Annotated in this window: 20 protein-coding genes and 1 pseudogene; 12 read left to right on the top strand and 9 right to left on the bottom strand. The window is 65.2% G+C overall.

Going from position 1 to position 20,807, the window contains the following annotated elements:
• Together DC31_RS03190 and DC31_RS03185 are read left to right on the top strand one after the other, a co-directional pair.
• Positions 1-1,135, top strand: a 1,135-nt coding sequence (locus DC31_RS03190) for a cytochrome b/b6 domain-containing protein (RefSeq protein WP_036276836.1), incomplete at its 5' end; no start/stop codon positions are given.
• On the top strand, positions 1,135-2,004 hold the full coding sequence (locus DC31_RS03185) for an alpha/beta fold hydrolase (protein ID WP_051606356.1): 870 nt from the start codon (positions 1,135-1,137) through the stop codon (positions 2,002-2,004). The genes DC31_RS03190 and DC31_RS03185, both read left to right, overlap by 1 nt.
• 42 nt (positions 2,005-2,046) lie before the next feature.
• On the opposite strand, the gene DC31_RS03180 is transcribed toward DC31_RS03185, so the two are convergent.
• Positions 2,047-2,553 carry a GNAT family N-acetyltransferase gene (locus DC31_RS03180; protein WP_036276834.1) on the bottom strand — a complete coding sequence of 169 codons (507 nt, stop codon included), beginning with the start codon at positions 2,551-2,553 and terminating at the stop codon, positions 2,047-2,049.
• 108 nt (positions 2,554-2,661) lie between these two features.
• Between DC31_RS03180 and DC31_RS03175 the strand changes: the two genes are divergently transcribed.
• Together DC31_RS03175 and DC31_RS03170 are read left to right on the top strand one after the other, a co-directional pair.
• Positions 2,662-3,222, top strand: a complete 561-nt coding sequence (locus tag DC31_RS03175) for an acyl-CoA thioesterase (protein ID WP_036276972.1) — start codon at positions 2,662-2,664, stop codon at positions 3,220-3,222.
• A 55-nt stretch (positions 3,223-3,277) separates the two neighbouring features.
• Entirely contained in the window at positions 3,278-4,654 is a 1,377-nt protein-coding gene (locus DC31_RS03170; protein WP_036276832.1) for a hypothetical protein, read from the top strand.
• On the opposite strand, the gene DC31_RS18025 is transcribed toward DC31_RS03170, so the two are convergent.
• Genes DC31_RS18025 through DC31_RS03160 form a run of 3 tightly spaced genes read right to left on the bottom strand, consistent with a single transcriptional unit; the run spans position 4,540 to position 6,292 of the window.
• Positions 4,540-5,049, bottom strand: a complete 510-nt coding sequence (locus DC31_RS18025) for a hypothetical protein (RefSeq protein WP_152545324.1) — start codon at positions 5,047-5,049, stop codon at positions 4,540-4,542. The two genes, DC31_RS03170 and DC31_RS18025, sit on opposite strands and share 115 nt — an antisense overlap.
• 23 nt (positions 5,050-5,072) lie before the next feature.
• Positions 5,073-5,621 (bottom strand): hypothetical protein, encoded by a 549-nt coding sequence (locus DC31_RS03165; RefSeq protein WP_051606353.1) that lies wholly within the window; start codon positions 5,619-5,621, stop codon positions 5,073-5,075.
• Positions 5,618-6,292, bottom strand: a complete 675-nt coding sequence (locus DC31_RS03160) for a hypothetical protein (protein ID WP_051606352.1) — start codon at positions 6,290-6,292, stop codon at positions 5,618-5,620. Before DC31_RS03160 ends, DC31_RS03165 begins: the two co-directional genes overlap by 4 nt.
• Positions 6,293-6,405: 113 nt before the next feature.
• Here DC31_RS03160 and DC31_RS18020 point away from each other — a divergent pair, with 113 nt between their 5' ends.
• The 4 genes from DC31_RS18020 to rocD all read left to right on the top strand — a co-directional run bounded on the left by DC31_RS18020 (position 6,406) and on the right by rocD (position 13,045).
• On the top strand, positions 6,406-7,068 hold the full coding sequence (locus DC31_RS18020) for a DUF4190 domain-containing protein (RefSeq protein ID WP_152545323.1): 663 nt from the start codon (positions 6,406-6,408) through the stop codon (positions 7,066-7,068).
• A 70-nt stretch (positions 7,069-7,138) separates the two neighbouring features.
• Positions 7,139-10,780: a proline dehydrogenase family protein gene (locus tag DC31_RS03150; RefSeq protein ID WP_036276829.1), complete on the top strand. Its 3,642-nt coding sequence runs from the start codon at positions 7,139-7,141 to the stop codon at positions 10,778-10,780.
• A gap of 178 nt (positions 10,781-10,958) precedes the next feature.
• Positions 10,959-11,855, top strand: a complete 897-nt coding sequence (gene ddaH / locus DC31_RS03145) for a dimethylargininase (RefSeq protein ID WP_036276828.1) — start codon at positions 10,959-10,961, stop codon at positions 11,853-11,855.
• The gene (gene rocD, locus DC31_RS03140; protein WP_036276826.1) at positions 11,852-13,045 is read left to right on the top strand and encodes an ornithine--oxo-acid transaminase; all 1,194 of its coding nucleotides are present in this window, start codon (positions 11,852-11,854) and stop codon (positions 13,043-13,045) included. The genes ddaH and rocD overlap by 4 nt, the downstream gene beginning before the upstream one ends.
• A gap of 19 nt (positions 13,046-13,064) precedes the next feature.
• On the opposite strand, the gene DC31_RS03135 is transcribed toward rocD, so the two are convergent.
• Together DC31_RS03135 and DC31_RS03130 are read right to left on the bottom strand one after the other, a co-directional pair.
• Positions 13,065-14,390 (bottom strand): MFS transporter, encoded by a 1,326-nt coding sequence (locus DC31_RS03135; RefSeq protein WP_081813693.1) that lies wholly within the window; start codon positions 14,388-14,390, stop codon positions 13,065-13,067.
• 5 nt (positions 14,391-14,395) lie between these two features.
• Positions 14,396-14,836, bottom strand: coding sequence for a MarR family winged helix-turn-helix transcriptional regulator (locus DC31_RS03130; protein WP_036276821.1), 441 nt, complete (start codon positions 14,834-14,836; stop codon positions 14,396-14,398).
• Positions 14,837-14,909: 73 nt separating this feature from the next.
• On the opposite strand from DC31_RS03130, the gene DC31_RS03125 reads away from it, so the two are divergent.
• From DC31_RS03125 to DC31_RS18630, 4 genes and pseudogenes are all read left to right on the top strand, one after another.
• Positions 14,910-15,767, top strand: coding sequence for an alpha/beta fold hydrolase (locus DC31_RS03125; RefSeq protein WP_036276964.1), 858 nt, complete (start codon positions 14,910-14,912; stop codon positions 15,765-15,767).
• A gap of 54 nt (positions 15,768-15,821) precedes the next feature.
• A complete protein-coding gene (locus DC31_RS03120) occupies positions 15,822-16,871 on the top strand; it encodes a lipoate--protein ligase family protein (RefSeq protein WP_036276819.1) in 1,050 nt (349 codons plus the stop codon).
• Positions 16,868-17,818 (top strand): annotated as a pseudogene (locus DC31_RS18635) (DNA-methyltransferase); the annotation flags it as partial. The gene DC31_RS03120 and the pseudogene DC31_RS18635, both read left to right, overlap by 4 nt.
• Positions 17,798-18,331 carry a gluconokinase gene (locus DC31_RS18630; protein WP_200872858.1) on the top strand — a complete coding sequence of 178 codons (534 nt, stop codon included), beginning with the start codon at positions 17,798-17,800 and terminating at the stop codon, positions 18,329-18,331. The pseudogene DC31_RS18635 and the gene DC31_RS18630, both read left to right, overlap by 21 nt.
• A gap of 25 nt (positions 18,332-18,356) precedes the next feature.
• Here DC31_RS18630 and DC31_RS19090 read toward each other — a convergent pair whose 3' ends face one another.
• From DC31_RS19090 to galE, 3 genes are read right to left on the bottom strand one after another with little or no spacing between them, the layout of a single operon-like run.
• On the bottom strand, positions 18,357-18,503 hold the full coding sequence (locus DC31_RS19090) for a hypothetical protein (RefSeq protein ID WP_235201295.1): 147 nt from the start codon (positions 18,501-18,503) through the stop codon (positions 18,357-18,359).
• A 1-nt stretch (position 18,504) separates the two neighbouring features.
• Positions 18,505-19,824 carry a carboxylesterase family protein gene (locus DC31_RS03110; RefSeq protein ID WP_235201294.1) on the bottom strand — a complete coding sequence of 440 codons (1,320 nt, stop codon included), beginning with the start codon at positions 19,822-19,824 and terminating at the stop codon, positions 18,505-18,507.
• On the bottom strand, positions 19,821-20,795 hold the full coding sequence (gene galE, locus DC31_RS03105; RefSeq protein ID WP_036276817.1) for a UDP-glucose 4-epimerase GalE: 975 nt from the start codon (positions 20,793-20,795) through the stop codon (positions 19,821-19,823). The genes DC31_RS03110 and galE overlap by 4 nt, the downstream gene beginning before the upstream one ends.
• Positions 20,796-20,807: the final 12 nt, after the last annotated feature.

Here is a 20,807-nt window from a genome sequence, read left to right as displayed (position 1 = left end):
GAGCGCCGCGAGCGCGCCGGCCGCGTCTGGTGAGCCAGCCGCACCCGCATCGCCAGCCGAAACCGCATCCGTCGTAGCATCTGTCGAGTCTGACCCGACACCGCAGGCCGCGCTCGCACAGATTGACGTGAGCACGCCGCTGCCGTTTCAACGCACCGTCTTCCCGGGCAAGAATGCCAATTACCACCCGCAGCCGGCGCCAGAGCCGCAGCGCATCGGGCCCTTCACCAAGGGTCAGTGGGCTGGCACCGTCATCGTCGGAGGTATCGGCCTGCTGGGTGCCGCGGCAATGGCAGTCCTGTTCGTGCGGTGGCTGCTGAGCCTCGCTGGCATGCAGGACTTCTTGCAGACCTACCCTGGCGAATATCACCTGCCCGAAGGGGCGCCGGTAGGTTTCCCAGCGTGGCTCGGCTGGCAGCACTTCTTCAACGTGTTCCTGATGGTGCTGATCATCCGCACCGGACTCAGCGTGCGTAACGACAAGCGTCCGACGGCGTTCTGGACAGCACGAGGCAACAACAAGACCAAGATCAGTCTGACGCTGTGGTTCCACCAGGCGCTCGACATCCTGTGGCTCGTGAACGGCATCGTATTCGTCGTGCTTCTGTTCGCAACCGGGCAGTGGATGCGGGTGATCCCCACCAGCTGGGAGGTCATCCCGAACGCGCTCTCGGCGGTGCTGCAGTACATCTCGCTGGACTGGCCGACGGAGAACGGCTGGGTCAACTACAACTCGCTGCAGCAGATCGCCTACGGTGCGACGATCTTTATCGCAGCGCCGCTCGCCGCCATCACCGGTGTCAGGATGAGTGGCCTGTGGCCGAAGAACGCCACGAAGCTCAACAAGCTGTACCCGGTCGAGTGGGCGCGCGCCCTGCACTTCCCGGTGATGCTCTACTTCGTTGTGTTCATCTTCATCCACGTCGCGCTCGTGCTCACCACCGGGGCGCTGCGCAACCTGAACCACATGTACGCAGCCCAGGGCTCGACAGACCCGACTGCGTATGCGGATAACTGGACCGGATTCTGGATGCTCGTGGCATCGCTCGTAGTCATCGCTGCCGCGTGGGTCGCAGCCCGACCGCTGGTGCTGGCCCCGATCGCGAAGCTGTTCGGAAACGTCTCCGCGCGCTGATGGGAACCGCGTCAGGATCACCGCAGCAGGTGCGAGTCAGCAGCGGTGGGATCGAGCTCGCCGGTGACCACTGGCCGGCCGCCTCGAATTCAAAAGGGTCCGTGCTGCTGCTGCACGGCGGTGGGCAGCGCCGACACTCGTGGCGGCGCACCGGTGAATGGCTGGCAGAAGCGGGCTGGTCGGTCTGGAGCTTTGACGCACGCGGGCATGGGGAGAGTGGCCGTTCGCCGGACGGTGATTACTCGATCTCGAAGCTGGTTGATGATGCAGCCGCCATAGTCGACGTCATCGGTCAGGCTCCGGTGCTCGTCGGTGCATCGATGGGTGGCATGACCTCACTCATCGCCGAGGGCGAGCGTGGCCCGCTGGCACGCGCCCTCGTGCTGGTCGACATCGTCGCACGCATCGAATCAGAGGGCTCGGACAAGATCCAAGCGTTCATGCACAGCGCCCCGAACGGTTTCGCGACGTTGGAAGACGCATCCGACGCCATCGCGGCATACAACCCGCACAGGCCCCGCCCGAAGTCTCTGGACGGCCTGCGCAAGAATCTTGTGCAGCGTGAGGACGGCCGGTGGCACTGGCACTGGGACCCCCGAGTTCTTCAGCGCGGCAGCGAACCAGAACTCGAGATTCGTTATGAGCGCGCGAAATCAGCGGCCAGAAACATCACTGTGCCCACGCTTCTCGTGCGCGGCGGCCACTCGGACATCGTCAGCGACGCCGGCCTGCAGGAGATGCGTGAACTCATCCCGCACGCGCAGTCCGTCGAAGTGGGCTCAGCCGGTCACATGATCGCGGGTGACGACAACGACGTGTTCACGTCGGAACTGTTGCAGTTCATCGAGTCGACGCCGCGACCGCAGTGAGCCTGCCGACCCTTCGACAGGCTCAGGGAGCGGCAGGAAGCGTCAGCGCACGAAGCGGACTTCGGTCAGCGTCTCGCCCAGGAACGGCTCGGTGTGGCTGGTGCCGTCGAGTGAGAAACCGTTGCGTGCGTAGAAGCGGTGCGCGCGGGGGTTGTCTTCTGCGACCCAGAGGTACAGCGGCTCGTCCTGCTCAACGGCCGCCTCGAACAGCTTCTGTCCGAGGCCCGTGGAGTGGTACTCGCCGAGCAGGTAGATGAAGTACAGCTCGCGGAACGCCGGAGCATCCTTATCGCGGGCAGGTCCAGAGCCGACGAAACCGACGATCTCACCGTCGACCAGCGCTGCGCGCATGGTGAAGTCTTCGCCCTGCGCAGCCCAGTGTGTCCACAGCTCTGCCATGCGACGAGGGGACACCCGCTCTAGAGCGGCCTTGCTGATCAGGTGGTCGTAGGTCTCGTGCCAGCACTGTGCGTGCACGCGACCCAGAGCCTCCGCATCCACATCGCGGACCGGACGGATGATGACTTCAGGCTGGGCTTCGGCGCTCATGCCGCGACTCTACGCGCGCCCCGAGCGAACGGGAAATCGAGGGGCGGGGCTGTGGGATACCGACAACGGAGTTCGCAGTTCATGCGACGGTGGCTACTATCAGAACTCGTGAACGTGATCTGGCGAACCCTGCTTGTGATGTGGAGTGCACGACGCCGTCTGCGTCGAGAAGGGCATCTCTCGCCCAGCGAGGTCGGACGCATTCGCGTGACGACTCTGCCTACCGATCTTGACGTCCTTCGTCACATGAACAACGGTCGCTATCTGTCGCTGTTCGACCTCGGACGCTGGGATTTGCTGGTGCGCACCGGGATGGCCGAGGCGATGAAACGCAACGATTGGTACGCGGTGGTGTCGGCCGAGACGGTGACGTTCCGCAAGTCGCTGGAGCTCTGGCAGCGCTTCGATATCGAGTCGCGCCTGCTCGGCCACGATGACAAAGCCATCTACCTCGAGCACCGCGCTGTCGTCAACGGTGAGATCTACGCCCGCGCCATTATCCGGGCTCGCATGCTCAAGCGCGCCGGTGGCACCCTCTCGCACCAGGAGCTGTTCGCCGCGGTCGGTCGGCCCGAAGGCCTGCCGGACGTCGCGTCCTGGGTGCACGAGTGGGCCGTGGCGTCCGCGCTCCCGCCGACCCGCGCCGAAGCCCCCAGCCTCTGGGAGTGACTCTGGCGTGACTCGGGGCTAGTCGCTGCAGACTCACGCGCGCTAACGTGGGCACGTGCTGACCATCCTCGCCTCGACCGGTCGCGTGCTCCTGCGGCACTGGCCGGTGATGCTGGCCTGGTTCCTGGCTGGTCGGCTCGTGCACTATGTCGGCATCGAGGTCGCCGGCTACGTCGGCGCCTGGAGTTCGGTCGGTGGCTTCCTGATTCTGCCGCTCGCGATCCTCGCGCGGCTGATCAGCTTCGTGGCGATGTTCCTCGTCATCCGTGACGGACTGCGTGAGTTGCAGGGCATCGCCCCGGTTCCGGATGCCGCGGCAGAGCGACGACGAACGTTCGTGAACACGCTGCTCGCGAGCATCCTGCCATTCTTCGCGATCTATACCGCGTGGGGGATGCTGCGCGACGATGTCGTGGACTACACGACCAAGGCGTTAGAGGTGAACAGCGGAGTCCGATTTCAGGCCCTGGTCGACGGTGTTGAGCTGCCGGATCTCGAGTTCGCGAACGAACTGAGCCTCAACATGACAACCGCGCTCATCATCGTCGGCGCCTATGCGGGCCGTTGGGCCTGGAAACGCTGGTCAGCAAAGCTGCCCAAAGCTCTCTCGCTGGTTGCGGTGTACTTCGAAGCGGTCTGGGTGTGCTTTTCGCTTTTCCTCATCCGCATCGCATTCGACGCGGTCGGGGGCTGGGCCGACACCAGAGTGGGGATGCAGTGGGTCATCCAGCTACGCGCATGGGTGGGCGAGCAGCTCAGGCCAGTCGCCTGGATCTGGGACGGCCTCGAGTGGTTCATCGGCGAAGTCGCAGGGCTGTTGGCCGAACCGCTGGCATGGCTCGCGATCGCCGGTGTGATCTACGGACAGGCGATCGCCGCGGAGAAGCCCTGGACCAACCATCGACTGTTTACCCGGAGCCAAGAACGCCTGAAGTGGGTGCCGAGCCGCGCGCGACGCATCTTGCGCGAACTCGGTGCAGATTTCACAGGACGATTCACTCCCATCCTGAACGCGATCGGACTGATGTGGCGGGCAGGCCCGGTGCTGATCGCCAGTTTCGTGCTGCTGTACACAGTCGTCCTCGCCGGACACGGACTCCTCGAGTTCGTGATCGTGCGTCTTCTCGGGCCGCACGACCTGTTCGAGTTCTGGGGAGTCGCAGATGTCTTGATCGCTCTCGTGGCGTCGCTGATCTTCGAGCCCGTTCGCATCAGCCTCGTGGCAGCGGCTTACGACCGCGCCCTCGGCGCACAGCGGCGTCACATGGATGCCGTGGATGCCGTAGCCCCCACGGACGCCGCGGCGGAGCAGAGCGCTCAGGGATCGATCGAGAACCGAGCCAAGTACGGGATCGCGTCGGTGGGTGAGACTTCGACCCAGAACGGTCCCTCGGCGTCGTCTGGCACCCCGAACGCCAGTATGAGCTCGTAGGGATCAATAACCGGCTCATCATCCGTGGCGACAATGCACGATGACGACTCTTCGGACGAGTACGGGATGCCGAGTTCGCTGCGCATCTCGTTCCACTGTCGCCCCGTGCTCTGCTCGACGAGTTGCGGCGACAGGCATCCCGGCGGTTCACCGTGCGGGTCCACAGCGACGGCAACGACGATCACACGCACGCCAGCGGGCACTGTGTATGCGGAGGTGTCATCCAACTCCGCCGAGCGCGCGGGACCCCATGTCGTGTCGTCGAGTTCGACCGTCCCATCGGCATTCGCATCGATCGGAACTGTCGAGCGGTAAAGAAAGTAGTCCTGCCATTCGTTACCGCCAATGACGAAGACCGTTGTGGGGACGAGAACGACGAGGGCTGCGAGTGCCACCGCGTTTCTCCGCCACCAGCCGTTCATCCCCGACCCCACTCGGTGTCGTGGATGGCGGCTACGTCTTCAATGTTGAGACTGTCCAGATCGATCCGCATCTCTGCGACCGAGTCACCGCGAGTGTCGTCATTGGTCGACAGTCGAAGGATGCCAGTACCGGTGAGAGCGCCGTCAGGGAGCTCAAACGCAAGGGTTCCGCGATAGGGGATGCCAGGGACGAGTCGATGCTCCATCATCGACGGCATCCGCTCACTCGCTCGGATCGTGCGCTCGCCGATTGTGAGCGTTGCTCCGTTCAGAAGCGTTCCTTCCTGGGTGAGCGTGGCCTCAGCTTCGAGATCGACGAGCAGCCAGGTGCCCTCAGCCCGCCAGTCGTTCGGTGCGGTCGCAGTGCGCGCCGCTCGGATGTCGTGCACGGTGAGGGCAAAGTCGCGAGCCACTACTTCTTCGTCCATTTGGGTGGTCACGGTGAACGGCGTGAGCGTCATGTCGTCCTTCGGCGCAGCGAAAGCAACCATCCAGGCCGCTCCGAGAAGCGCGACCGTGATGATCCATGGCAGATAGCGCTTCATCCACCCGCCGCCATGTCGAGATCGTCGACCGGGATCGTCAGATGAGCACCGGTCGTGATGTCGTCCCAAAACGTGCCGGTAATGACGAATGATCCGGTCTTCTTGGTCGCGGTGTACAGGGCGATTCGTACGTCATCGCGGTCGACGAAGAGCGAGGTGGGCACGGCCCACGTGAGCGTGAGTTCGGCGGGAACACCCGACTGCAGCCACGGAAAGGTTGTGCCATCGTCTAGGCGCGCGATCGTCGGCTTTACGTCTCCTACGCCGTCGATGCGAATTTCGGAGACGCTTCCATCGCTAATTGCGGGGCGGGGCTCATCGTCTATGTTCGTCACCTCGACGGTGAGGACGAGCAGGCGTTCACCTTCGGCCGCGGTCACGCCGGTCTCGCGCCGCTCATCGAGGATGCTCGCCTGCTCGACCGTCATTTCGAGGCTCGCTCCGGTGAATGTCTCGCCGGCGACCAGTTCGGGGAGCGCGGGCACGGGGACCGACGCGAGGCCACCAAATGCAGCGGTTGCGGCCAGCACAATGCCGGTCGCGATGCCTCCGAGCCACTTCGCGGGTACGCGGTCGGAGACAGCGGTGATCCAGCGGGTGCGCTTCGACGCGGACGCTGCATCAACTGGCGCGCGCTCGGCCGCGCCTTCGACCGCCCCCGACCCTGTCACGGCAACAGCCTAGAGGCACAGCCTCGAGGCGCGAAGCATCCGCGTGCGAGGATAGTGGTGACAGCAGAATCAGCGCGGGGGACGAACGGCGCTGGAATATCGGAGGAGCACACATGTCGAACGAGTCCGAGCACGTGGTGCCGCCCCAGAGCGAACCCAGCCCGCAGCCGCCCGTGTACCCGCAACCAGCGCAGTACCCACCGGCGCAGTATCCCGCGACGCAGTACCCGGCACCGCAGCAGTCGGCACCGCAACAGCCTCCGTATCAGCAGCCTGCGCCACAGCCGCAACAGCCTCCGTATCAGCAGCCTCAGGGTGCCCAGCCGCCTTACGGTGCGCCACAATATGGCGCACCCCAGTACGGCACTCCCCAGTACGGCACTCCCCAGTACGGCACTCCTCAGTACCCCGATCCGAACGTGCCCGTGGCATATCCCGGTACGGCCATCCCCGGTGGCCCCTCGCCGCAGTACCCCAGCTACATGGGACCTTCGGCTTACGCGCATCCCGGTATGACGCCCACCGCCGGCCCCGGTGGGATTGCCATCGCCGCCCTGATCGTGGGGATCGTCGCTTTCCTGTCCGGATGGGTGCCCTTCTTCGGGCTGATCGTTGCTGCTGCTGGCATCGTTCTTGGCGTCTTCGCTCTGCGTCAGCCTCGCGGCAAGGGGTTCGGTATCACGGCTCTGGTGCTCTCTGGGCTTGCCGCGATCACCGGAATCTTCATGCTCGTGCTGTACTTCGGGGTCATCGGCACCTCGGGGTCGTACTACTAGGCCGAAACTTCAGCGCCGACTCTCGTGGTGTCATGGCCTGAGGAAGCCTCCGCTCTCTTAGGCTGAACGCATGTCAGAGTTGTCCGGTCCTGGGGCCATTCCGCTCGCCGAACAATCGGTCGAGCTCGCGCGTCGCTGGGTAGCTGAAGCCGCCGAGGCAGAGGTCGACCCGGCTGCCGCGCGTCTCGCCGATGTGCTGCAGGACGAGAACGGCCTGCCTTTCACCCTCGGGTTCGTCGACGGCGTGATGCGGCCGGAGAGTCTCGCCGCGGCGGCAGCTCAGCTGCAACGGATCGCGCCGATCGTGCCGGATTTCCTGCCCTGGTATCTGCGCGGTGCTGTTCGGGTCGGCGGAGGTCTTGCCCCAGTGCTGCCGTCGCCGATTGTGCCGATCGCACGACGGGTGCTGCGCGACATGGTCGGTCACCTCGTGGTCGACGCGCGTCCGGCGAAGCTGGGCCCCGCAATTGCGAAGATCCGTGAGTCAGGCGCGCGACTGAACCTCAACCTGCTGGGTGAAGCGGTGCTCGGTGAGGCAGAAGCGAAGCGCCGGCTCAACGGCATCCATGACCTGATTCGACGCGACGATGTCGACTATGTCTCGGTGAAGGTCTCATCTGTCATCAGCCACATCTCGATGTGGGCGTTCGATGACGTCGTCGAGACGGTGGCCGAGCGCCTGCTGCCGCTCTACGTAACGGCGGCGCAGACAGGCACCTTCATCAACCTCGACATGGAGGAATACCGCGATCTCGATCTGACGATCGCGGTGTTCACCAGAATTCTCGAAGATCCGCGACTGCTCCTCCTCGAGGCAGGAATCGTCTTGCAGGCCTACCTGCCGGATGCGCTCGCTGCGCTGCGCGAACTCACTGCCTGGTCGAAGGTGCGTGTCGAGCACGGCGGGGCGAAGATCAAGATCCGTCTGGTCAAGGGTGCAAACCTTGCGATGGAGGCTGTGGATGCGACCGTGCATGGCTGGCAGCTTGCCACCTATGACACCAAGCTCGACACCGATGCGAACTACTTGCGGGTGCTCGACGAGGCACTGCGTCCGGAGAACACCGACGCGGTGCGCATTGGCGTCGCCGGGCACAACCTGTTCGGCATCGCGCACGCCTGGCTCCTCGCCGGAGAACGTGGCGTACGCGACGACGTCGAGTTCGAGATGCTGCTGGGCATGGCCCAGGGTCAGGTAGAAGCCGTCTCCCGCGACGTCGGCCCGGTGCTGTTGTACGTGCCGGTCGTCAAACCTGACGAGTTCGATGTAGCGATCAGTTACCTCGTCCGCAGGCTCGAAGAGAACGCCGCGTCAGAGAACTTCCTCTCGGCAGCGTTTCATCTTCATGACGATGAGAGCCTGTTCGACCGGGAGCGCGACCGGTTCCTCAACGCTCTAGAACGTTCGACCGATCGCACGCTTCGAACGGTGCCGCGCCGCACGCAGAACCGTCAGACTCCCGTTCACGAATCGCTGCGGCCGACGAGCGTCGCACCCGCAGACAGCGGCGATCTCACCAAAGCCGTTCTTGACATTTCTCGGGGGTCAGACGGAGAGCCCTTCGTGGAGACGGCGGTGTACTCCCGCCGCGAGATGAGCTCCGGCTCTGCCGGCGCGCCTGGCTTCACAAACACCGAAGACAGCGACCCGGCGCTTCCCACGAACCGCGAGTGGGCTGAGGGCATCAGAGCCCGCATCGACACTTCTACTCTCGGGGACGCCACTTTACGCGCAGCGCTCATAGAGAATGCGCAGACGATGGACGAGACCATCGCGCGAGTGCAGGTCGCAGCTGCTGGCTGGGGTTCCCGGCCAGCAGCAGAGCGTGCCGAGGTGCTGCTGCGAGCGGCAGCGGCCCTGGAATCACGTCGTGCGGAGCTCATCGAAGTCGCAGCATCCGAGACTGGAAAGGTACTCGCCGAGGGCGATGTAGAAGTCAGCGAAGCAGTCGACTTCGCCCGCTACTACGGCGCAAAGGCACGCGAGCTGGATGCCGTCGCCGGCGCGAGTTTCGAGCCCGCACGCGTCACCGTCGTCACCCCACCGTGGAACTTCCCGATCGCGATCCCCGCTGGGGGAGTGCTGGCCGCGCTCGCCGCAGGCTCTGGCGTCATCTTCAAGCCCGCTCCACAGGCCCGTCGGTGCGCGGCGGTCGTCGCTGAAGCGCTCTGGGAGGCCGGCATCCCACGCGACGTGCTCGCCCTCGTCGATATTGAAGAGGGCGAGCTCGGGCAGCAGCTCATCGCGCACGACGCAGTGGACCGAGTCATCCTCACCGGTGCGTGGGAGACGGCGGCGCTGTTCCGCTCGTGGCGGCCAGATCTCCCGCTGCTTGCCGAGACCAGTGGCAAGAATGCGATTGTCATCACACCGTCGGCCGACCTCGATCTCGCGGTCGCCGACCTCGTGAAGAGCGCTTTCGGGCACGCCGGGCAGAAGTGCTCGGCGGCATCCCTTGCGATTCTGGTGGGTCCGGTCGGTCGATCCAAGCGCTTCGCGCGACAGCTCGCGGATGCTGTGCGCTCACTGCACATCGGCTGGCCGAGCGATCCGCTCGCCGAGGTGGGGCCGGTGATCGAGAAACCGCAGGGCAAGCTCGCCTGGGCGCTGACCGAGCTCGAGGGCGAAGAGCAGTGGCTGATCAAACCGGCGCTGGTCGAAGGTGATGACACGGGTCGGCTCTGGCGTCCCGGCATCCGCGTCGGTGTGCAACCGGGATCGCGCTTCCATCTGGAAGAGTTCTTCGGACCCGTTCTCGGCATCATGCACGCGCCGACCCTCGGTCGGGCGATCGAGCTGCAGAACGCGGTCGCCTACGGGCTGACAGCGGGACTGCATACGCAGAACCCCGACGACCTCGCGCCGTGGCTTGACCGCGTGCAGGCCGGAAACCTCTACGTCAACCGCGGAATAACCGGTGCGATCGTGCAGCGGCAGCCCTTCGGCGGGTGGAAGCGCTCGTCCGTCGGTCCCGGCACCAAAGCGGGCGGCCCGAACTACCTGATCGGGCTCGGCACGTGGCGCTCGCGCAACGGCGGGCAGGCATCGAGCACACTGCATCTGCGCGGACTCGACTCTCGCATCACCGCGTTGATCGAATCGGCGCAGTCATCGCTGGACTTCGAGAGCTTCGAATGGCTGCGCCGTTCCGCACTGTCGGATGCTGTGGCCTGGGACCGCGAGTTCGGCCAGGTGCGTGACGTCTCGCAGTTGGGTGTCGAGCGCAACCTGTTCCGGTACCGGCCGGTGCCGGTCATGATCAGGGCGACCGGAGACGCCGCCTGGCATGAGCTGTTGCGCGTTGTCGTCGCAGCGCTCCGCGCTGGCGCGGGGTTCTTCCTCAGCACTCCCGTCGGGCTGCCCGCCGAGGTGCGCCGGGCGCTCTCTGAGCTCGATGTGTCGGTCGCGGTAGAGAGCGACGAGGAATGGATCGACCGGATGGCGCGCGCCGATGACCCCGCAGACATCCTCAACCTCACCGTCGCCAAGCGCGCTCAGCGGGTGCGGCTTGTCGGCACGCGGGCGGCGGTCGCGGCAGTGCATCGTTCCCTGGCTGAGGCCGTCGACGGTGACCCTGATCTGGCGGTTTACGACGGTGAGGTCACCTCCGCCGGGCGCATCGAGCTGTTGCCGTTCGTGCACGAGCAGGCGATCAGCATCACCGCGCACCGCTTCGGCAATCCCGACGCCTGGAGTGCGGGAGTCATCTGAGTTGCCCATGAGTGCCATTGCGCGCCTGACGCGCCTCTGGCGCACGTACAGCGTCGGATGTCACAATGAATGCTGGCGTGCCCGTGTCGCATCTTCCCCTTCGCTCGATCGAGTGATTGGGTCGAAGGACCGTCGGGCCCCTGGACAGCGTCCGCCGCATCTCTGACGAGGAGCACTCATGTCGACGCCCGAAACGGTAACCTCCACCGCCACCCCCGCGCGCACCGCGCAGCACCGCCGATACCTGATGTGCCGCCCGGAGCACTTCACGGTCAGCTACAAGATCAACCCGTGGATGGAACCCGCAAATCCCACCGACACCGCAAACGCCGTCGCGCAGTGGCAGAAGCTCTACGACCTCTACCTCGAACTCGGTCACGAAGTCGGGCTCATCGAACCGCTCGAAGACTTCCCCGACATGGTTTATACGGCCAACGGTGGCTTCCTGATCGATGGTGTGGCGTACGCGCCGAAGTTCCGCTTCACCGAACGCGCGGGCGAAGCGCCGGCGTTCACCGACTGGTTCCGCGCCAACGGCTTCACAACTGTCGTCCCCGAAGAGGTCAACGAGGGCGAGGGCGACTTCCTGCTCGTCGGCAACACGATCCTCGCCGGCACCGGATTCCGCTCCACCGGCGACAGCCACCGTGAGATCGGCGAGGTCTTCGGACGCGAGGTCATCTCCCTCAATCTCATCGACCCCCGCTTCTACCACCTCGACACCGCACTCACCGTGCTTGACCCGGTTGAGGGTGTGGAGAACAGCGGACCGGAGCGCGCGAACATCGCCTACCTTCCCGGCGCGTTCGACGCTGCCAGTCGCGCGATTCTCGAAGAGCGCTACCCTGATGCCATCCTCGTGTCGGATGACGACGGTGCAGTGTTTGGCCTGAACTCCGCCAGCGACGGTTACAACGTCATCATTTCGCCGCGCGCGAAGGGCTTTGAGGCTCAGCTGCGCGAACGCGGTTACAACCCGATCATGGTCGACCTGTCCGAGCTGCTGCTCGGCGGCGGCGGAATCAAGTGCTGCACGCTCGAGCTGCGTGCGGCCCAGGAGGAGAAGAGCGCATGAACGCCACTGCTGTGAACACCGAGGCGCACGTCGCCGAGAACTACAGCCCGCTGCCGGTCACGATCGCGACCGCTGAGGGTGCGTGGGTAACCGACACCGAGGGCAAGCGCTACCTCGACCTGCTCGCCGCGTATTCGGCCGTGAACTTCGGCCACCGGCATCCGGCGCTCCTCGCAGCGGCTACTGATCAGTTGGCGCGCGTCACCCTCACCAGCCGTGCGTTCATGAACGACCGGCTTGAGCCTTTCGCCGAGGCGCTCGCGCGGCTGTGCGGCAAGGATCTCGTCCTGCCGATGAACACCGGTGCCGAGGCTGTCGAGACCGGAATCAAGGTCGCCCGTGCGTGGGGATACCGGGTCAAGGGCATCGCGCCCGAGAAGGCGCGCATCATCGTTGCGGCCGGAAACTTCCACGGCCGCACCACGACGATCGTCAGCTTCAGCGACGATGACTCGGCGCGCAGCGGGTTCGGTCCGTTCACGCCCGGCTTCGACGTGGTGCCATTCGGAGACGCGGATGCCATCGCCGCCGCCATCACGGATGACACCGCAGCAGTCCTCGTCGAGCCGATCCAGGGCGAGGCCGGCGTCATCGTTCCGCCTGAGGGATACCTCCGCCGCATCCGCGAGATCTGCGACGAGCGCAACGTGCTGTTCATCGCTGACGAGATTCAGGCGGGTCTCGGACGCGTCGGAGAGACGTTCGCGTGCGACCGTGAGGACGTCGTTCCCGACCTCTACCTGCTCGGCAAGGCTCTGGGCGGCGGCATCCTGCCGGTGTCAGCAGTCGTGGGCAATCGCGATGTACTCGGCGTGATCCGTCCGGGCGAGCACGGCTCGACCTTCGGCGGCAACCCGCTCGCAGCGGCCGTTGGGCTGCGCGTGGTGGAGATGCTCGAGTCGGGCGAGTTCCAGGAGCGCGCTCGCGCACTCGGCGAGCACCTCGACGCCGGGTTGCAGAAGCTCGTCGGCCATGGCGTCACCACCGTGCGCGTTGTGGGGCTCTGGGCGGGTGTCGACATCGATCCTGCCTACGGCACCGGGCGCGAAATCAGCGAAAAGCTCATGGAACGCGGCGTGCTCGTTAAAGACACCCACGGTCAGACGGTTCGGATCGCGCCGCCGCTCGTCATCCGCGGCACCGAGATCGATTGGGCGCTGGAGCAGCTCCGGCTCGTGCTCGAAGGCTGACGCCTCCCGCGCGCTTCGCTCAGTTCGAGCGCGGGATGCGGATCGGTGTGGTGGCCGCGGCGACCTCGTCGCTGAACTCCACCGGATCGACGCGCATCACGGAGATCGGCCTGGTCTCATCCAGTGTGAGACGGAACCGACTGTGCTCGCTGCGGCGCAGCCGCCCGGATGACAGCATCCATGTCACTCCCACGGCCATGGCAACGAGCCCGGCGATCCCGCCGACGAGGATGGCGGCACGGGGGCCTGCGACATCGGTGATCCAGCCCGCAATCGGTGCGCCGATCGGAGTCGAGCCCATCACGACAGCCATATAGAGCGCCAGTACTCGTCCGCGAAGCGCAGGGTCAGTGGTTGTCTGCACGTAGCCGTTCGCGGTGGTGAGCATACTCACGGTGGCGAATCCGACGAAGATGAGCACTGCCGCGTAGCTCCAGTAAGACGGCATCCAGGTGGAAACTACGGATGCGACGCCGAATCCACCGGCAGCGATGACGAGCACGCGGATGCGCGCGCGCTCGCGCCGGGCAGCGAGGAGAGCTCCGGCCAGTGAACCAATCGCCAAGACCGAACTCAGTACTCCGTAACCGTCAGCATCCCGGCCGAACTCGATCGCCATGGTCGACGCGAAGATCGGGAAGTTCATTCCGAAGGCGCCGATCAGGAACACCATCAGGAATGTGACTTTGAGGTCACTGCGCCCCCAGACGTAGCGGAAGCCCTCGGCGAGCCCGCCACGTCCGGTGCTCTTGACGCGGGGGAGCAGCTCACCGGCGCGAATCATCACCAGTGCGAGCAGCATCGCGAGGAAGGTCGCCGCGTTGATGACGAATACCCACCCGGTGCCGACTGCGACGATCAGGAGCCCGCCCACGGCAGGGCCGATGAGGCGTGCCATGTTGAAGGATGCTGAGTTGAGTGCGACAGCGTTCGACGCGTCCTCCAGCGTCACCATGTCAGAGACAAACGCCTGCCGTGCGGGAGCGTCGAACGCATTCGTCACGCCGAAGGCGAGCGCGAAGCAGAACATTAGTGGCAGTGTCATGACACCGGTCAACAACAGGGCGGCGACACCGAGTGCGAGCAGCAACAGCACCGACTGGGTTATCAGCAGGATCTTGCGCCGGTCGAAGCGGTCGGCAACCCACCCGGTGGCGCTCACCAACACGAGCGGAGGACCGAATTGCAGGGCCATCGTGACGCCCATCGCGGTGGCGTCATTGTTCGTCAGCTCGGTGAGCACCACCCAGTCTTGGGCGGTCGCCTGCATCCAGCTGCCGACGTTCGAGACCAGCGCTCCGAGGAACCAGATCCGGTAGTTGAAGGTCGAGAAGGAGCGGAACATGGAGCTCATCGTTCTGCCACCTTCCGCATCAGGGCCGAGGCTTCGCGAAGGGTTGCGAGCTCCTCGGCAGTGAAGTTGAGCTCGGCGATCGCGTCAGCGAGGGCGGCGTCGCGCTTCTGCACGGTGGCAGTGACGACTGCGGTGCCGACATCTGTGATCTCGATGTACACGCGGCGACGGTCGGTGTCATCCGGCACCCGCACGACGTGACCGCTCTCGGCGAGGGCATCCACGGTGTTCGACATGGTCGGCGCGCTCACGCGCTCGCGCTGCGCCAACTCGCCGACGGGGAGGCGACCGTTCGCGCGCAGGCACGCGAGGACGGCGAAGTGCGCGTCGCTGACGCTGTCGTAGGCGCGCTCGCGGCGCAGCCGTCTGGCGAGGCGGAAGGTCGCCAGGCGCAGATCTGTGGCGGTGTCGTGGAGGAGATCATCAAAGTCAGTCATTACTTAGGTAGTCTAACTAAGCTTTCTGAGAATGGCTACGAAATGGATGCCGCGCATCCGTAGACTCGACCTCATGGCCCAGACCTCTGAGTTCACCGACGCGTATGGCGTTTCGATCGTCTACGACGTCCACCCAGCAGAAGGTACGGCACGGGGTGTGGTGCAGCTGCTGCATGGTGTCGGCGAGCACGCCGGACGATATGGCGCGCTGATCGCAGCGCTCACAGCCAGGGGGTTCACCGTGTACGCCGATGACCATCGGGGGCACGGGCGTACCGGCATTCGCCAGCATGGTGGGCCAGCAAAACTCGGCCGACTCGGCAAGGGCGGAATGCGCGCAGCGAAGGATGCAATCTGGCAGCTCACCGGCATTATTCGCGCCGAGAACCCTGACCTGCCGCTCGTGCTGCTCGGACACTCGTGGGGATCGTTCCTGGCGCAGATGCTGATTAACGACCACCCCGAAGCATGGGATGCCGTGGTCCTCTCCGGTTCGGCATTGCGGACACCACGCGATCTCAATGCTGCGCCATTGAACGCGCGCTGGGAAGGCAAGGACGCGACCGGATACGAGTGGCTCAGTCGTGACACCGCTGTCGGCAAGGCGTTCGACGATGACCCCTTGACGACGAACGTTCCGCTGTTGAAGCTGTTCGGGCCACTCGAAGCGTTGAAGCTCTACGGACGCCCCGCGAGAAACCTCGGTTACGACATTCCGATGCTGCTGATGGTCGGTCGCGATGACCCGGTCGGCGGAGCGCACAGCGTTCACAAGCTCGCCGAGGAATACCGCACTCGGTCGGGATTCACCGACGTCACCACACTCGTCTATCCGGATGCCAGACACGAAATCTTCAACGAGCTGCAGCAGGACGAGGTACGCGCCGACCTCATCGCCTGGCTCGACAAGCACGTCCCGGCTGCTTCCTGAGCCGCACCGTCGCTACCTGGGCCTGTCGAAGGGCCGACGCCTTAAGCTGTACACGTGCATGGTGAGTACAAAGTCCCCGGTGGAAAACTTGTCGTCGTCGATCTTGAGGTCGAAGGCGGGGTCCTGAGCGACTTCCGCCTAGCGGGTGATTTCTTTCTCGAGCCAGATACGGCGCTCGAAGACATCAACGCCGCGGTCAATGGTCTTCCCGTCGAATCGGATGCCACGGTCATCGCCGCAGCCGTGCGAGAAGCCCTTCCCGCCGGCGCGCAGTTGCTCGGCTTCACGCCCGAGTCGGTCGGCACCGCCGTGCGCCGTGCGCTCGTTACCGCGCCAAGCTGGCGCGACTTCGACTGGGAAATCGTGCATGACAAGGCAGTCTCCCCACGGATGAACCTCGCGCTCGACGAGGTGCTCACCGCCCGCGTCGGTGAAGGCCGCCGCCTCCCCACCCTGCGTATTTGGGAGTGGGAAGAGTCGGCCGTAGTCATCGGTTCTTTCCAGTCGTACCGCAACGAGGTCGACCCGGAGGGCGCAGCACGCCACGGCTTCGACGTCGTGCGCCGCATCTCTGGTGGTGGGGCGATGATGATGGCCGCGGGGCAGATCATCACGTATTCGTTGTATGTGCCGGCATCCCTCGTGCAGGGGATGACGTTCGCTGACTCGTACGCGTTCCTCGATGACTGGGTGCTGCAGGCGCTGCGCTCGCTGGGTGTCGACGCGACCTATCAGCCGCTCAATGACATCGCGAGCCCGTCCGGGAAGATCGGCGGCGCTGCGCAGAAGCGGCTCGCCAATGGGGGAGTGCTGCACCACGCGACGATCTCGTACGACATCGATGGTCAGGTGATGACCGAGGTGCTGCGCATCGGTCGCGAGAAGTTGAGCGACAAGGGCACGACGTCCGCGGCTAAGCGAGTTGACCCGCTCCGCACGCAGACCGGTCTCAGTCGCGCGGCGATTATTGATCGGTTCAAGGAGACGTTCCGCGCGCTGACGGGCGCCGAAGATGGCACGGTCGCCGCGGATGAGTACGCTGACGCCGAGGCGCTCGTCGAATCGAAGTTCGCGACTGACGCGTGGCTTCACCGCGTGCCGTGAGCTCCGCGTTGGCCGCTGAGCCCGTTGCACCGGGTGCGGTCTCGATCATCCAGGGCGACAACCTGGCCGTCGCGCGCACGCTGCCCTCGGCATCCTTCACGCTCGTCTACCTCGACCCGCCCTTCAATACCGGCCGGGTGCAGAGCCGACAGGTGGTTACGGCCCGACGCACGTTCACAACTCCTCCAGAATCGGCCGCAACAGGCACAGATGGCGCCGATTCTGCCGATTCGGGCGAAGTTTTGAGGAGTTATGAACCGGAAGCGCCGGCGAAGGAGATCCGCCACGGCTTCCACGGACACCAGTACGAGCGGGTGCGCGGGATGCTGCGCGCATATGACGACAGTTTCGACGACTACGGCGACTTCCTGATGCCGCGGCTCGAAGAGGCCTGGCGCCTGCTCGCCGACAATGGCACTCTCTACCTGCATCTCGACTACCGTGAGGCGCACTACGCCAAGGTCATGCTCGACGCGGTATTCGGGCGTGATTGTTTTCTCAACGAGCTCATCTGGGCCTACGACTACGGTGCCAAGTCGCGCAGCCGCTGGCCGACCAAGCACGACACGATCCTCGTCTACGTGAAAACCCCAGGTGGGCACATCTTTAACGCCGACGATATCGACCGCGAACCGTACATGGCCCCGGGACTTGTCACTGCAGAGAAAGCTGCGCGCGGCAAGCTGCCGACGGACGTGTGGTGGCACACTATCGTCCCCACGACTGGGCGTGAGAAGACTGGTTATCCGACGCAGAAGCCCGAAGGAATTCTTCGTCGGATCGTGCAGGCATCGAGCCGCCCCGGCGACCGGGTGCTCGACCTCTTCGCCGGCAGCGGAACGACCGGAGCGGTGGCATCCGTCTTCGGGCGGGATGCCGTGCTCGTCGACGACAATCCCGAGGCGATCCGCGTCATGCTCGAGCGGATGCCGCACGCTGAGGTTACCCACGCGCGACAGAAGTATGTCCCGCTGATCTGCGTCATGGGGGTGTCTGCGGCCGGTAAGTCGACCGTAGGCATAGCGCTCGCCGAGACGCTGGGCGTGCCATTCGTGGATGCTGACAGCCTGCACTCTGACGCCAACCGGACGAAGATGAACGCCGGCACCCCCCTGACGGACGACGATCGCTGGCCGTGGCTCGACACGGTCGGCGGTCGCTTCGAGGACTCCGCTTACACCGGACTCGTCATGGCGTGCAGTGCGCTTCGACGGGTGTATCGCGATCGCATCCGTGCGGCTGTGCCCGGCGTGGTGTTCGTGCATTTACACGGGTCACCTGAGCTGCTGCGGGAACGCGCCGGTGCCCGGGCCGACCATTTCATGCCCGCGTCGCTGCTCGACTCGCAGCTTGCGACGCTGGAACCTCTTGACGACGACGAAGCTGGTTTCGTCGTGAACGTCGACCGCGGTCCGGACGAACTCGTTCGGGAGATTGTTGAGCGGCTGTCCGCTCGCTGATCTCGTGTCTGGAGCTAGCCGGCCCTCAGATCAGGGCGAGCACGCTGTCGTAGGCGTCGTCGGTCGCTTCGGCACCGGCACCGCCGAAGATCCGAGTCGTGCCGGGCCGCGTGCGCCACTCAGGCCACCCGGGGTCGCTGCCGGTGACCATCGCCACAGCGGCGGCGTGCATCTCATCGGCAAGAGCCTGCGGCGGATGCGGGCCAGCGAGGTTCGCGACGCGCTCTCGGTCGAGCCCATCGAACCAGAACGGCACATCCAAGCAGTGGCACGCCCATCCCTTCGTCGGTGACACCCACGAGAAACGGTACGTCCAGGTTTCGGCATCCGCTCGCGCGCGTGCCTCGGCGACCTGCGGCACCAGAGCTCGGAAGATGTGGTCGCTGACATAGCGGCCGACCATCGCGGCGCTGCCCTTGGCGCGCTGCGCATGGTTGGCAGCGAGGTATGCGCGCCGGGTAGTCCCGTTCCGCAAAAAAAGGCCTCAGCAGCACTGCGGAGGGGATCATCCGCACCTTGCTGCGTTCTTTCTCGGCGACCATCGTGAACTCGTCGTCTGCGGAGCCGAGCAGAAGCGGCTTGTCGGCGCCGATGCCCGCGCGTAGCGAATCGACCGTCGGGCGAGGGATCAGCTCGCCGTCGATCATCGGCCCCCAAGGCAGGCCGTCAGCGAGGAGGTCGATGACCATCCCGACGCCCTTTCGCGGTGTCGCCGATTGCGGCTGCAACTGGCGGATGCGCTGCTCAGTGAGAGTGCGAAGGCCGTCGATGGTCGGCTCGACGCCGCCGAGCGTCGCGAGCCGAGTGCCCCGCTCGCGTGCCGTCTCAAGCGGCACGTCGGCGAGAGCACCCGAGATCGACAACGCTGAATGGAACAGATGCTGCGCCGACGGCATCCCGAGCAGCGTGAGCACTGCGCCGCCACCGGCAGATTGTCCGCCGATTGTGACGCGTGTTGGGTCGCCGCCGAAGGCTGCGATGTTCTGCTGCACCCATTCGAGGGCTGTGAGCCAGTCGAGTACTCCGCGGTTGTGCGGTGCGCCATCGATGAAACCGAAGCCGTCGAAGCCGAGCCGGTACGAGATCGACACCGTCACGACACCGTCGCGATTGAAGGTGCTGCCGTCGTACCAGGGGCTTGCGGGTGATCCTTCGGTGTATCCGCCGCCGTGGATCCAGACCAGCACCGGTAGTGATGCCTCGGTAGAGGGGGTGAATACGTTGACGTTGAGAGTGCTCTTGCCGGGTATCGCGGGCTCCGGAATCAGCGTGTCCGTGCCGGTCGTGCGCAGGGCGGTCGCGCCGTACTCGGTCGCATCGCGCACTTCGGTCCATGGCTCTGGCGGGGCCGGCGCGGAGAATCGCAGGTCACCGACAGGAGGTTTCGCGAACGGGATACCGAGGAACGCCGCGGATGCCGCCGGCGTGCCGGGCTCACGCCAGAAGCCGCGCACCGGGCCTGCGGCAGTGGTGACGACGGGCGCTTCGCTCACGCGTTGCGCCGCGCTTCCCACCCGGTGCGCACCATCTCGTCGACCGTGTAGCGCATCTTCCAATCCAGGTCGCGGGCAGCGAGTTCGCCGGTCGCCACAATGCGATCGGGGTCTCCTGCGCGGCGCGGCGCGATCTCGGGGGTGAAGTCAATGCCGGTCACCCGCGCCATGGCATCCATGATCTGCTTCACGCTCAGGCCGTCGCCCGAGCCGAGGTTGTATGCGGCCTCAATCGATGCACCAGACGCGAGGCGCTTTGCGGCTTCGACGTGGGCTGCGGCGATGTCGCCGACGTGCACATAGTCACGCACGTTGGTGCCGTCAGCTGTGTCGTAGTCGTCGCCGTTGATTCGCGGTGTCTTGCCGTCGAGCAGCGCCTCGAACACGATTGGGAAGAGGTTGTGCGGACTGACGTCGTAGACGGTCGGGTCCGCGGAGCCGACGACGTTGAAGTAGCGCAGCGAGGTGTGCCGCAACGGATGCTCGGACTCCGCCGTCGCAATCGCCTGGTCGCGCAGCAGCCACTCGCCGATGAGTTTGGACTCACCGTAAGGGCTCGCCGGTTTCTTTTCGGTCTCCTCGACGACGAGCGGCACGTCTGGAGTGCCGAAGACCGCGGCCGATGACGAGAACACGATGTTGCTGACGCCGACGGCTCCCATCGCCTCGAGAATCACGCGAGTGCCCTCGACGTTTTGCGCGTAGGTGTGCAGTGGGCGCTGCACAGAGACGCCGGCGTACTTGAAGCCGGCGACGTGGATGACGCCCTCGGCGTTGTAGTCGCGCAGCGTCTTCTCGACGAGCTCACGATCGAGGATGCTGCCCTGAACGAAAGGCACGCCTTCGGGTACGAACGACGCTATCCCGCTGGATAGGTCATCGAGGATGACGGGGGTGAGCCCAGCGCTCCCCAGTGCGCGCACGACGTGCGCCCCAATATAGCCAGCTCCGCCAGTGACAATCCAGGACATTCGTTCCCTCTT

Source organism: Microbacterium sp. CH12i (assembly GCF_000685355.1).
Lineage (GTDB): Bacteria > Actinomycetota > Actinomycetes > Actinomycetales > Microbacteriaceae > Microbacterium.
Note: the sequence above shows the minus strand (reverse complement) of the source record. Positions and strands in the feature narration are given on the sequence as shown.

Excerpts from the sequence above, each read along its gene's own strand:
- DC31_RS03135 (WP_081813693.1), bottom strand. The coding sequence starts at position 14,390 with ATGTTCCGCTCCTTCTCGACCTTCAACTACCGGATCTGGTTCCTCGGA.
- DC31_RS18020 (WP_152545323.1), top strand. The coding sequence starts at position 6,406 with ATGTCGAACGAGTCCGAGCACGTGGTGCCGCCCCAGAGCGAACCCAGC.
- DC31_RS03180 (WP_036276834.1), bottom strand. The coding sequence starts at position 2,553 with ATGAGCGCCGAAGCCCAGCCTGAAGTCATCATCCGTCCGGTCCGCGAT.
- DC31_RS19090 (WP_235201295.1), bottom strand. The coding sequence starts at position 18,503 with ATGCACGCCGCCGCTGTGGCGATGGTCACCGGCAGCGACCCCGGGTGG.
- ddaH (WP_036276828.1), top strand. The coding sequence starts at position 10,959 with ATGTCGACGCCCGAAACGGTAACCTCCACCGCCACCCCCGCGCGCACC.
- galE (WP_036276817.1), bottom strand. The coding sequence starts at position 20,795 with ATGTCCTGGATTGTCACTGGCGGAGCTGGCTATATTGGGGCGCACGTC.
- DC31_RS03125 (WP_036276964.1), top strand. The coding sequence starts at position 14,910 with ATGGCCCAGACCTCTGAGTTCACCGACGCGTATGGCGTTTCGATCGTC.
- DC31_RS03150 (WP_036276829.1), top strand. The coding sequence starts at position 7,139 with ATGTCAGAGTTGTCCGGTCCTGGGGCCATTCCGCTCGCCGAACAATCG.
- rocD (WP_036276826.1), top strand. The coding sequence starts at position 11,852 with ATGAACGCCACTGCTGTGAACACCGAGGCGCACGTCGCCGAGAACTAC.
- DC31_RS03130 (WP_036276821.1), bottom strand. The coding sequence starts at position 14,836 with ATGACTGACTTTGATGATCTCCTCCACGACACCGCCACAGATCTGCGC.
- DC31_RS03165 (WP_051606353.1), bottom strand. The coding sequence starts at position 5,621 with ATGAAGCGCTATCTGCCATGGATCATCACGGTCGCGCTTCTCGGAGCG.
- DC31_RS03185 (WP_051606356.1), top strand. The coding sequence starts at position 1,135 with ATGGGAACCGCGTCAGGATCACCGCAGCAGGTGCGAGTCAGCAGCGGT.
- DC31_RS18630 (WP_200872858.1), top strand. The coding sequence starts at position 17,798 with ATGCCGCACGCTGAGGTTACCCACGCGCGACAGAAGTATGTCCCGCTG.